Genomic DNA, 12,299 nt, shown 5'->3' on the forward strand with positions numbered 1-12,299 from the left:
AAATGGACAAAAAAGTTGTATTTTTAGATATAGATGGAACAATAGTTGATTTCTTTGGTAACATACCTGAATCAACCAAAACAGCCATTAGAAAAGCAAGAGAAAATGGACATTACATGGTTGTCTGCTCAGGTAGAAGTAAATTCCAGATAGCGAAGGAAGTTCTGGACTTAGGGATAGACGGTATAGTTGCAGCAGCAGGAGCGTATGTGGAATATGAAGGAAAAGTTGTTTATCACAAATGTATGACAAAAGAGCAGAGAGAAAAGTTAGGTCATTATTTAAAAGATAACAATTTTATTTTCAGTATTCAAACGGACACAAGACTTATTACAACGGAAAACTGCAAGGAAAAATTAACAGAAGGTTTTGTTAAGGCAGGTGCAAGTAAGAAACATATAGAAAATACTTTTGGTAAAATGGAAATAAGAGAAGATGTTTGGACACCGGACAATCAGGAGAAAGCTGTTTATCAGACAGGACCTTTTCCGGGAGACAAGGTGGCAGCTGATTTGGCACCTGATTTTGAAAATACACCACTTAGTTATAACAATCAGAAAAACGGTGGTGAGATTACCATTGCAGGTGTTAATAAGGCTATAGGCATGAGAGAATTTTTAAAAGCCGCTCAGGTATCGGTTGTCAATTCAGTTGCAGTTGGTGACGGCCCAAATGATTTTGAAATGATTGAGTTTGCAGGAACAGGCATTGCAATGGGTAATGCAATTCCTGATTTAAAAGACAAAGCAGACATGGTAACAACAGACATAAACAACGATGGCATTTATAATGCTTTTGAAAAACTTGGTTTATTGTAAGAAGTATATTGTCAAAAGTGCAAAAACAAAGAGAAAAATACAGGAAAATCTATGAAAAATACTTAAAATTTTTTCAAACTTAAATTTTTTAGTTTACAATATAAAAAAATCAAAGTAATATAATGTGTGGATTGAAATTGTTTTATGGTGCATAGCACCTGATTTAGAAATTAAATATTTATGGTAAGAATACTTTAAATATAATTAATATACTAAAGTTAAGAGAAAAGGAGTTTATATGAAAGTTGCTAAGTCAGAAAATCGTAAGGAAATATTATTAAAAGATATTTTTGAAGATTTTAATAAAGATGATTTAAAAGATATTGCAAAAATGAAAGGCATTAAAGGCATATCTAAACTAAATAAAGGTCCATTAATTGAAACAATTATTGAAAAAATGTTAAGTGCTGAAGAAATGGTGAAATACTTCCAGTATATGACTGATGAGGAAATCGAAGCATTCAGAAATAGAGATAATAGCGAAGAAGATGATACTACAAGCAAGATTTTATATAGTAAATTATATGGTGCTTCATACATGGGTAGAATTTCTGAAAAACAGTATACAGCACCGGCAGATGTAGTTAAAAGATATGAAGAAATTTCAGACGAAGAGTTTGAAGCAAAAAGAAAAATTAACAGTTTTCTTTTCTGTTGCTTAAAGACTTCAGGTTTTTTACACGGTATAGCACCTGTTTCAGTTATTCTTGACATGATGAAAAAAGGTGTTAAGTACGATGAAACAGAAGAACAGCTTATTGAGAGAATTGAAAGTATCCCTTATGAATTAAGTTTATACCAGGTTCACGATGGAAAAGTTTACTATAGTTTCTTTTATCCAAATGACAGAGGTTTAATAAAGGCACAGGGTGACAGAGCATATTATATTCCAACAAAGAAGGAAATTATGTCTCTTGGAACATACGGTATTTTACCTGAAACAATGGAAGCCCAGAACTTTGAAGATTATATGATTCGCAAGATGAACATGACAGAAGAACATGCAACTAACTTATGCCAGCGTGTACAGTCTGAGATTATGTCAGGGGCAGAAATTAGAGAAGTTTTTGAAATGATTAAAAACGAAGAGGGCGTTCATTTAGACAGTGACCTTCAGATTAGTGCCTTGGCACAGTATGTTCAGAATCTTTGGAACAACAGCAGAATGATTTTAAATCGTGGTTTTACACCACTTGAAGCACCAAGAAGAGTTGACTTGAATACACAGAGTAATCAGTCAAAACCAAAGAACACAGGTGTTACACATGGTAAGAAAATTTATCCTAACGATAAATGTCCATGCGGCTCAGGAAAGAAATACAAACAGTGTTGTGGAAGAAAATAGAAAATTAAAATAATGAGGTTATGACAATGTCAGACCTCATTTTTTGTGTAATAAAAATTGCTTCAGAATTTCTTTTCACATATATTGTGACGTGATATACTATAAAATAGTTTTGAATTCAAAGGAGGAAGAATATGAGCGATACATATATTTCAGATGCAATTAAGTACATAGGAGTTGATGACACAGACATAGATTTATTTGAAAGTCAGTATGTAGTTCCAAATGGTGTTTCATACAATTCTTATGTAATTATAGATGAGAAAACAGCAGTAATGGATACTGTTGATGAAAGAAAAACAAGTGAGTGGTTAGATAATCTATCTAATGCATTAGCAGGCAGAAGTGTAGATTATTTAATTGTTTCACATTTAGAGCCTGACCATTCGGGAAGTATTAAGGAAGTTACAGAAAAATATCCTGAAGCAAAAATTGTACTAAGTGCAAAAGCGTTGGCAATGTTACCACAGTTTTTTGAAATTGAAAACTTACAGGAAAGAAGCATTGTTGTAAAAGAAGGCGAAGAACTTAATTTAGGATCTCATACACTTAAATTCGTAATGGCACCAATGGTTCACTGGCCGGAAGTTATGGTGGAATACGAAATGTCAGAGAAGGTACTTTTCTCAGCAGACGGATTTGGAAAGTTTGGTGCCCTATCAGCGGATGAAGATTGGGCATGTGAAGCAAGAAGATATTACTTTAATATTGTAGGTAAGTACGGTATGCCAGTTCAGACTTTACTTAAAAAAGCAGCAGCCCTTGAAATTAATACTATTTGTCCACTTCATGGACCAATTTTAAAAGAGAATCTTTCATATTACATTGGCAAATACGCAACATGGAGTAGTTATGAACCAGAAGACAAAGGTGTTCTAATTGCATGTGCATCTATACATGGAAACACTATTAAAGCCGGTGAAAAAATGGCTGAAATCTTAAAAGAGAAGGGTGTTGAAAAAGTTTCAGTTATGGATTTATCAAGAGATGACATGGCTGAAGCAATTGAAGATGCTTTCAGATATGACAGAATGATTCTTGCAGCAGCTACTTATGACGGCGGAGTTTTCCCGGTTATGGAAGATTTCTTAAACAGATTAGCTAATAAGAGTTACCAGAAGAGAACAGTAGGACTTATTGAAAATGGCTCCTGGGCTCCATTAGCCGGAAAAGTTATGAAGGGGCTGTTAGAGCCAATGAAGGATGTTAAAGTATGCGAGAATATGGTAACAGTTAAGTCTGTTATGAAGGAAGAAAACATAGAACAGATGGAAAAACTTGCAGAAGAAATCATCAATTGTTAATAACAAAAATGAGTTAGGAAAGGTTTATAAGCAAATGGAAAAATGGGATTTGTACACAAAGGACAGAATTAGAACAGGCAACACAATTAACAAAAACGAAGAGGTACCGGAAGGCTTTTACAGAACAGTGGTACATGTTTCTATTTTTAACAGTAAAGGTGAAATGCTTATTCAACAGAGACAGGAAGATAAGAAGTTGTGGCCAAATCTTTGGGATGTAAGTGTTGGTGGCAGTGTGATTGCAGGAGAGACAAGTAGTGAAGCTGCAAGCAGGGAAACTATGGAGGAACTTGGAATTGAGCTTGACTTAAGTGAAGTCAGACCGGCCTTTACAATTAATTTCCATGGAGGCTTTGATGATTGTTACTTAGTTGAAAAAGATGTAGACATTAAGGATGTAACAATTGCTCTAAGAGAAGTTAAAGCTGTAAGGTGGGCTACAAAAGAGGAAATTCTTGATTTAATTGAAAAAGATGAGTTTATTGCTTATCACAGAGCAAAAATTGAATTAATGTTCTTCTTGAGAGACCACGAAGGAACTCATTTAAAATAAAATGTTTGACAAAGATAATTACCACATTTATAATATTTACCTATATTATTACTAGGAATTATAACAATGCGGGTGCAGTGCATCCGCTGTTTATATGTAAGGAGAAAATAATGCTAACACAATTTTCAAGAACAGAATTATTACTGGGAAAAGAAGCAATGGAGAAGTTAAAAAACTCAAGAGTTGCTATTTTTGGAGTAGGTGGAGTAGGCGGCTACGTTGTAGAAGCTTTAGTTAGAAGTGGCGTAGGAACATTTGACTTAATAGATGACGATAAGGTTTGTTTAACTAATTTAAACAGACAGATTATAGCTACAAGAAAAACTGTAGGAAAATATAAGGTAGATGTTTGCAAGGAACGTATATTAGAAATTAATCCTGATGCAAAGGTAAACACTTATAAGTGTTTCTTTTTACCTGAAAATGCTGATGAGTTCCCTTTTGATGAATATGACTACATTGTAGATGCTGTAGATACTGTTACGGCAAAGATTTCATTAGTTATGAAAGCCCAGGAGAAAAATGTAAAAATCATCAGTAGCATGGGTGCAGGAAATAAACTTGATGCTAGTGCATTTAAGGTGGCTGATATATACAAGACAAAGGTATGTCCTTTAGCCAAGGTAATGAGAAGAGAGTTAAAGAAACGTGGTGTAAAAAAATTAAAGGTTGTATATTCAGAAGAGCCTGCAATGACACCTGTTGAAGACATGGCAATTAGTTGTAGAGCAAACTGCATCTGCCCACCGGAAGCAAAACACAAATGCACTGAAAGACGAGCAATTCCGGGTAGTGTGGCATTTGTACCATCAGTAGTTGGCTTGATTATTGCAGGTGAAGTTGTCAAAGATTTATCGGTATAATTTTGATGTAGGTTATTTAGCACATGTTTTCTACAGAAAAATATTTTGGACAAAGTAGAAAAAAATTACAAAAAAAGTAGTTATAAAGATAATTATAAAAGATTATTAGTAATCAAATGATACTTATATAATATTTGGAGGAAAATTATGAACATTTCAGCAAAAGAAATGAAAGCATTGGATAAAGATTCATATCAGGTTATAGACATTAGAAGTGAATTGGATATTTCTTATGGTGCCATACCTGGTTCAATACATGTTTCCCCTGATAACATAGAGAATAATGAGAATATAGATTTTTCAAAAAAATTAATTATATGTTGTGCAAGAGGAAAAAACAGTTTAGAAATAGCAGAGAATCTTTGTGAAAAGGGCTATGATGCAGTGAATCTTGAAGGTGGTTACATTGCGTGGCTTATGGACACAATGAACGAAGAAATTGCAGAAAACAAAGCAAAGGATGTAGAGCAGAGTATTAGAAAAAAATATAAGAAAACTATCTGGTCTAAGTTTGCCAAGGCAATAAACACTTACGAACTGGTAAAACCGGGAGACAAAATTGCTGTCTGTATTTCAGGTGGTAAAGATTCAATGCTTATGGCAAAACTTTTTCAGGAATTAAAGAGACATAACAAATTTGATTTTGATGTGAAGTTTTTAGTTATGGATCCAGGTTATAGTCCTGAAAATAGAAAAGTCATTGAAGACAATGCAAAGAAACTAAACATCCCAATTGATATATATGAGTCAGATATTTTTGAGTCAGTATTTAATGTGGAAAAGTCACCATGTTATTTATGTGCAAGAATGAGAAGAGGCCATTTATATAGTTTCGCACAGGAATTAGGTTGCAACAAAATCGCATTAGGTCACCATTATGATGATGTTATTGAGACAATATTAATGGGTATGTTGTACGGTGCTCAGGTTCAGACAATGATGCCAAAACTTCACAGTACAAATTTCGAAGGCATGGAATTAATCAGACCGTTATATTTAATTCGTGAAGATGACATTAAGTCATGGAGAGACTATAACGACTTACATTTCATACAGTGTGCGTGCAAGTTTACAGACACTTGCACAACCTGTAACAATGAAGAAAACAGATCAAAGCGTGTGGAAATAAAAGAACTTATTAAAAACTTAAAACAGGTTAATCCTTATGTGGAGAGCAATATTTTCAAAAGCGTTGAAAATGTAAATTTAGATACAGTTATTTCATACAAGAAATCAGGGGAGAAACATCACTTCTTAGATGACTATGACAGATGAAACTTATGCTGTAAACTGTACTGTTGACGGTGAAACCAAAAGAGGTCGTAAAGTAATGTTTTTTGTGGCTCTTTTTAGCTGGTGCTATTGGATGGTTGGTTCAGTAATTGGTGGCGTGGTTGGATATATGTTACAATTTCGTTTATAATTGAAAAAGAAAGGATTTACAAATATGACTTTACAGCAGTTAAAATATGTGATAGCAGTTGCAGATACGGGAACTTTGACAAAAGCTGCAAAACAGTTGTTTATATCGCAGCCCAGTTTGACTAATTCCATACATGCCCTTGAAAAAGAAATGAACATTGAAATTTTCAGAAGAACCAATAAAGGCATTGTTATTTCAAAAGAGGGTGAGGAGTTTTTAGGCTATGCAAGACAGGTTTTAGAGCAGTCACAACTTTTAGAGGAAAGATACAAGGGCACAAGTGGCAGAAAATTAAAGTTTTGTGTTTCTACACAGCATTATTCTTTTGCTGTAAATGCTTTTGTAGAACTTATTAAGGAATATGGAAAAGAAAAATATGATTTTTGTTTAAGGGAAACACAGACTTACGAAATCATAGAAGATGTGGCAAAAATGAAAAGTGAAATAGGCGTTCTTTATTTAAATGACTTTAATCAGGTGATTTTAAATAAGGAGTTGAAGTCAAATGAGCTAAAGTTTACGGAACTTTTAGTTGCAAAACCACATGTTTTTATAAGCAGTAAACATCCTTTGGCGAAAGAGAAAAAGGTTACTTTTAAAGATTTGGAAGAATATCCGTATTTGTCCTTTGAACAGGGTGAACATAACTCTTTTTATTATTCTGAAGAAATTTTTTCAAGTGAGGAAAAAAAGAAAAATATTCGTGTAAGAGACAGGGCTACTTTGTTTAATCTTTTGATTGGTCTTAATGGTTATACTGTTTGCAGTGGAGTAATTGATAAGGAATTAAATGGAGCAAACATTATCGCAGTACCGCTTGAGGGGAATGAAAACATGAGAATCGGATATATTACCCACAAAAAATCAGGTTTAAGCCCACTGGGAAAAATATATGTGGAAGCTTTGAAGAAATATATTGGTAAATAAGAAAATATATTTCAAAATAAGTAGTAAATAAATTAAAAAACAAAAATTTATTTCAAAGTAAGTAGTAAATAGATTAGAAAACAAAATTATATTTTAAATCAGGTAAGAAAGATATTAGAAAACATGCATTGAAAAGTAGTAATTTAAATATCACAGCCATAGTTTAAAACTATAACCAAGTAAAAGAAAAATGTATTATACAATTTTTTTTATCGTTGATATATTAACATCATAGCAATTAGCAATATATAAACGAATAGGAGAAAAATATGTATAATAAAACACCATTTAGATACGACCACGTTGGTAGCTTTTTAAGACCTGAATATTTAAAAGAAGCAAGAAAGCAGTACGAACAGGGTGAGATTACAAAAGAACAGTTAACAGAAGTTGAAGACAAGGCAATTACTGAACTTGTAGTCAAGGAAAAAGAAATTGGCTTACATGCCATTACAGATGGAGAATTTAGAAGAGCCACATGGCATTTAGATTTCATGTGGGCTTTTGACGGTGTAGGTCACAGCAAGACAGAACATGGTCTTCCATTCCATGGAGAAGATGCTATGATTGATGACACTTATGTAGTTGGAAAAATCAAGTTAAGTGGCAAGCATCCTTTTATTGAACATTATGAATTTTTAAAACAGTTTGAAGATGAGAACACTGTAGCAAAGCTTACCATACCTGCACCGGCTCAGTTCTTAGAACAGATGATTATGCCTTTTGCATGGGAAAATACTAAAAAGTATTATGATAGCAAGGAAGAATTAGTAAAGGACATTGCAGATGGTTATAAGAAATTCATTAAAGATTTATATGACAAGGGCTGCAGAAATTTACAGTTAGATGACTGCTCATGGGGAATGGTTGTTGATCCAAATGCCTGTGCAATTTTTGATACAGATGAGGAAGGCTTAGAAAAAATCAAGAAACAGTTATTAGATATAAATAATTTAGCAATTGATTCAGCTCCGGAAGATTTGACAATAAATACTCATGTTTGCCGAGGAAATTTCCATTCAACTTACGCAAGCTCAGGAGCTTATGACAGTGTAGCTGAAACATTATTTGCAAAGGAAAATGTTAATGCATATTATTTAGAATATGATGATGAACGTTCAGGTGGATTCCTGCCACTTAAGTCAGTTGGTGAGAATAAGAAAGTTGTACTTGGATTAATTACAACAAAATCTCCTGAATTAGAAAACAAAACAACAGTAATAAACAGAATAAAGGAAGCATCTAAATATGTTTCTTTAGACAGATTATATTTAAGTCCACAGTGCGGATGCGCTTCTTGTGAAATTGGAAATAAATTAACAGAAGAACAGCAGTGGGCAAAGATAAAATTAGTAAAAGAAATTGCCGAAGAAGTTTGGGGATAATATTTCAATCCCGCTTTAATTTACAAAAGAATATAAAACATAAAAAATAGCATTTTTATAACCCTATTATATAGGATTATGGAAGTGCTATTTTTATTCTTTAAAAAGAGATAAAAACAAAACAATATTCTTGCCATAAAAGAAAAATACACACCTAAGGTATGCAGTAAAACTACCAAGGGATGTAGAATAAAACATTTAAACCATATAAAATTCATATAGAATAACTATGGAGATGACAAATGAAGAAAAAGGAAATAACGAAAGAAAATATTGAAATAGGTCAGCGTGTTAAGGCACTTAGAAGAGAGCATAATCTGTCTCAGGAAAAAATGGCATCAATATTGGGGATTGAGTCAGTTCCTTTTTATCAGAATATTGAAAAAGGTGAAAATGATTTACAAATAGACAGATGCATAAAACTTAGTAAGTATTTTGACGTTAGTACAGATTACATATTAAAAGGCGAGGTTAGCGACTGTAGGGAGTTTCAATTGTATTTTGAAAGCCTCAGTGGCAGAGAGAAGAAAAGAGAATTTGATATATTGTTAAACAAAACATTTAGTAAATAATTAAAGCTAAATAACTAAATTGAAGTAATTCAATCAAAATAGCTAAGTTTAATAAATCAAAATAATTCAATCAAAATAACTAGGTTTTGATAGAAAATAAAAATAATTAAATTTGAAATTTTTAAAATGAATAATTAACTAAAAAATAAGAAAAAGGGGATTGAAAAACAAATGCAATCAACAGATAAACAAATATTGATAGTGGAAGATAACAAGAGACACATGGATAGAGCCTGCGATATTTTAGAACAGCTTGAAGATGTTGTGATTTTTAAGGCAGATAATTGTGCTGATGCCTACAGATATGCCATGGAATATAGTATCGATTTATTTATTGTAGACATAATTTTGGAAAAAACAAAAAACGGTGATATGTCAGGTATGACTTTTGCTGATAATATAAGAGAAATAGAAAGATACAAGGCAACGCCAATTATTTTTACAACATCGCTGGAGGATCCAAAACTACACGCCTATGCACATTTACATTGCTATCAGTATTTTGATAAATATTACAGAGAAGATGAATTCAAAGAAGCAGTTCAGTTTACTCTTAAAAATTACACAGCGAAAAAGGAAAGAGAATATATTTATTTTAAAACAAATGGTATTGTATGCCCGGTAAAAATAAATGATATTGTTTACATAGATAACAAAATTTCTACATTGTCAATTTATTGCAAAAATGGAGAGATTGTAGAAGCACCTTACAAGTCGACAAAACAGTTAATTCTTGAATTAGGTTCAACGAAATTTTTGAAGTGTAACAAAAGTGAAATAGTTAATTGCGACTATGTTAAGTTTGCAGATTATTCCAATTATCTTATTAAATTAAAGGAAGATTTCGGAGAGTTAAAAATTGGCAGACGTATTTTGAAAAGTTTTAAAGAAGGCTTTGAAAATAGAATATAAAACCATTGAATAAAATAGGTCTTTAGTGTTAAAATAGTTGAACACTAAGGACTTTTTTTGAAGGAGAAGATAAATGATTAAGGCAGTAATTTTTGATATGGATGGGCTCATGATTGACAGCGAGAGAGTTACTTATGAGTGGCATCGAAGATATTTACAAAAAAGAGGAGAAGACATGACAGTGGATTTTTACAAAAATCTACTGGGAAAAATACAACCTGTCTGCAAAAGCATTATAGCTAATGAATATGGCGAGGATTTCCCTTATGAGGAATGTATAGATTATGTTCATAAGGGAATGGCAGAAGAGTTTGAAACAAAGGGAGTGCCATTAAAAAAAGGAATTGTTCAGTTACTTAAATATCTTAAAGAAAACAATTATAAAACAATGGTTGCAACTTCCAGTAATAGAGACAGAGTTGATGTGATTTTAAAACAGGCAGGAATTGCACAGTATTTTGACGGCGAAATTTGTGGTGATGAGGTTGTTAATGGAAAACCTAATCCTGAGGTATTTTTAAAGGCATGTAAGAAGGTGAATGTACAGCCTGAGGAAGCACTTGTTTTAGAAGACTCAGAGGCAGGCATAAAAGCGGCTCATGACGGCGGAATTAAAGTTATATGTATACCTGACATGAAATATCCTGAGGAAGAATACAGAAAAATGACTGAAGAAATCTTTGAGGACTTGTCAAAGGTTGTAACTTATTTTTAAAAGTTGTAACTATTTTTTAACAGTTGTTGAGATTATAAATAATAGTGCTATACTATAGATGTTGCCATAAAGTTATTCATTGCATTAACGATAAGAATGTGGAGGAAAATCTCATGAAGATTATTATTGCTGGAGATGGAAAAGTAGGTGCAAATCTTACTAGGAAGTTATCAGCGGAAGGTTATGACATAACCTTAATAGACACTAATGGAGAAGTATTAGACGCAAGCTTGGAGAGATACGATATTATGGCTGTTAATGGAAATTGTGCCTTAATGTCTGTTTTGTCTGAAGCAAGAGTTGACAGAGCTGATGTTTTAATTGCATCTACAAGTGCAGATGAAATTAATTTGCTTTGTTGCATGACAGCACATAAGATGAATCCTGAACTACATACTATTGCAAGAATCAGAAATCCTGAATACAGTGAACAAATATATACCATGCGCGATGCCTTTGGCTTATCTTTAACAGTTAATCCGGAAAAGCAGTCAGCAGTGGAAATTGAAAGATTGTTAAAATATCCGGGATTTTTACAGAGAGATACTTTTGCAAAAGGAAGAGTGGAATTAGTAGAACTTAGAATAAATAGTGACAGCATTATAAAAGATATTTCATTAAATGATCTTTATGGAATTGTAAAATGCAAGGTATTGGTTTGTGCCGTTAGAAGAAACGGTGAAGTGCATATTCCAAATGGTGATTTTATCTTAAAAGAAGGAGATAGAATTTACGTTACAGCACCATCACAGAACCTTACTATTTTATTGAAAAACTTAGGCTTTTTATCTCACAAGGTAAAACATGCAATTATTTGCGGTGGTGGAAAAGTAAGCTATTATCTGTCAAAGATATTAATTGACTCGGGAGTAGCCGTAGAGGTAATTGAAAAAGACGAAGATAGAGCAAGGGAGTTAGCTGAACTTCTTCCTGAAGTTACTGTAATTCATGGTGACGCAAGTAGAAAAACATTACTTGAAAGCCAGGGCATAAGTAACTGTGACGCTTTTATTACCTTAACAGGAATGGATGAGTTAAATATAATTATTTCCATGTATGCTAAGGCATGTGGCGTGGAGAAAGTTATTACAAAAGTAGGACATACTGACAGAAGCAGTATTCAGGACAGCCTTAATTTAGGTAGTGTAGTATGCCCAAAGGAATTATGTTGTAATACAATAGTCAGTTATGTTAGAGCCTTAGGGGCACAGACAGGAATGGCTATATCAGTTCACAATATTGCAGATGGACAGGCGGAAGCAGTAGAGTTCATTGCAGATGAGAAAACAAAAAATTGTGGTGTTCCACTTAAAAACATGAAATTAGTAAATAATGTTATTATTGCATGTATAACACATAAAGGAAAAACAGAAATTCCAAATGGTGAATCATATTTCCAAAATGGAGATACTGTTATTGTGGTAGCAACAGGGGATATAGTATTACATCAATTAAATGATATATTTCAATGACTGAGAGGAA

At 32.8% G+C, this 12,299-nt stretch carries 13 protein-coding genes; all 13 read left to right on the forward strand.

Features of this window, described 5'->3' with window-relative positions:
* Positions 1-2: 2 nt before the first annotated feature.
* The 13 genes from ACQY63_RS00940 (at position 3) to trkA (ending at position 12,289) form a co-directional block, all read left to right on the forward strand.
* Positions 3-818: a Cof-type HAD-IIB family hydrolase gene (locus ACQY63_RS00940; protein WP_022165457.1), complete on the forward strand. Its 816-nt coding sequence runs from the start codon at positions 3-5 to the stop codon at positions 816-818.
* Between the two features lie 238 nt (positions 819-1,056).
* Positions 1,057-2,163 carry an SEC-C metal-binding domain-containing protein gene (locus ACQY63_RS00945; protein ID WP_428244588.1) on the forward strand — a complete coding sequence of 369 codons (1,107 nt, stop codon included), beginning with the start codon at positions 1,057-1,059 and terminating at the stop codon, positions 2,161-2,163.
* A 134-nt stretch (positions 2,164-2,297) separates the two neighbouring features.
* Positions 2,298-3,467 carry an FprA family A-type flavoprotein gene (locus ACQY63_RS00950; RefSeq protein WP_428244589.1) on the forward strand — a complete coding sequence of 390 codons (1,170 nt, stop codon included), beginning with the start codon at positions 2,298-2,300 and terminating at the stop codon, positions 3,465-3,467.
* Positions 3,442-4,020 (forward strand): NUDIX hydrolase, encoded by a 579-nt coding sequence (locus tag ACQY63_RS00955; protein WP_022165429.1) that lies wholly within the window; start codon positions 3,442-3,444, stop codon positions 4,018-4,020. Before ACQY63_RS00950 ends, ACQY63_RS00955 begins: the two co-directional genes overlap by 26 nt.
* A gap of 110 nt (positions 4,021-4,130) precedes the next feature.
* Positions 4,131-4,883 (forward strand): tRNA threonylcarbamoyladenosine dehydratase, encoded by a 753-nt coding sequence (locus ACQY63_RS00960; protein WP_022165428.1) that lies wholly within the window; start codon positions 4,131-4,133, stop codon positions 4,881-4,883.
* A 147-nt stretch (positions 4,884-5,030) separates the two neighbouring features.
* Positions 5,031-6,158 carry an ATP-binding protein gene (locus ACQY63_RS00965; RefSeq protein WP_022165427.1) on the forward strand — a complete coding sequence of 376 codons (1,128 nt, stop codon included), beginning with the start codon at positions 5,031-5,033 and terminating at the stop codon, positions 6,156-6,158.
* On the forward strand, positions 6,142-6,306 hold the full coding sequence (locus ACQY63_RS00970; protein ID WP_022165426.1) for an AzlC family ABC transporter permease: 165 nt from the start codon (positions 6,142-6,144) through the stop codon (positions 6,304-6,306). Before ACQY63_RS00965 ends, ACQY63_RS00970 begins: the two co-directional genes overlap by 17 nt.
* Positions 6,307-6,330: 24 nt before the next feature.
* A complete protein-coding gene (locus tag ACQY63_RS00975; protein ID WP_302689243.1) occupies positions 6,331-7,233 on the forward strand; it encodes a LysR family transcriptional regulator in 903 nt (300 codons plus the stop codon).
* Positions 7,234-7,502: 269 nt separating this feature from the next.
* Complete coding sequence (locus tag ACQY63_RS00980; protein ID WP_022165424.1) at positions 7,503-8,618, forward strand: 5-methyltetrahydropteroyltriglutamate--homocysteine S-methyltransferase; 1,116 nt, start codon at positions 7,503-7,505, stop codon at positions 8,616-8,618.
* Between the two features lie 242 nt (positions 8,619-8,860).
* Complete coding sequence (locus ACQY63_RS00985) at positions 8,861-9,190, forward strand: helix-turn-helix domain-containing protein (protein ID WP_022165423.1); 330 nt, start codon at positions 8,861-8,863, stop codon at positions 9,188-9,190.
* A 171-nt stretch (positions 9,191-9,361) separates the two neighbouring features.
* Positions 9,362-10,102, forward strand: coding sequence for a LytR/AlgR family response regulator transcription factor (locus ACQY63_RS00990; RefSeq protein WP_412335513.1), 741 nt, complete (start codon positions 9,362-9,364; stop codon positions 10,100-10,102).
* A gap of 73 nt (positions 10,103-10,175) precedes the next feature.
* Complete coding sequence (locus ACQY63_RS00995; protein ID WP_412335511.1) at positions 10,176-10,817, forward strand: HAD family hydrolase; 642 nt, start codon at positions 10,176-10,178, stop codon at positions 10,815-10,817.
* Positions 10,818-10,930: 113 nt separating this feature from the next.
* A complete protein-coding gene (gene trkA / locus ACQY63_RS01000; RefSeq protein ID WP_428244590.1) occupies positions 10,931-12,289 on the forward strand; it encodes a Trk system potassium transporter TrkA in 1,359 nt (452 codons plus the stop codon).
* The last annotated feature ends 10 nt before the right edge of the window (positions 12,290-12,299 follow it).

Source organism: Eubacterium sp. Marseille-QA0814, from assembly GCF_965119675.1.
Lineage (GTDB): Bacteria > Bacillota > Clostridia > Lachnospirales > Lachnospiraceae > Eubacterium_G.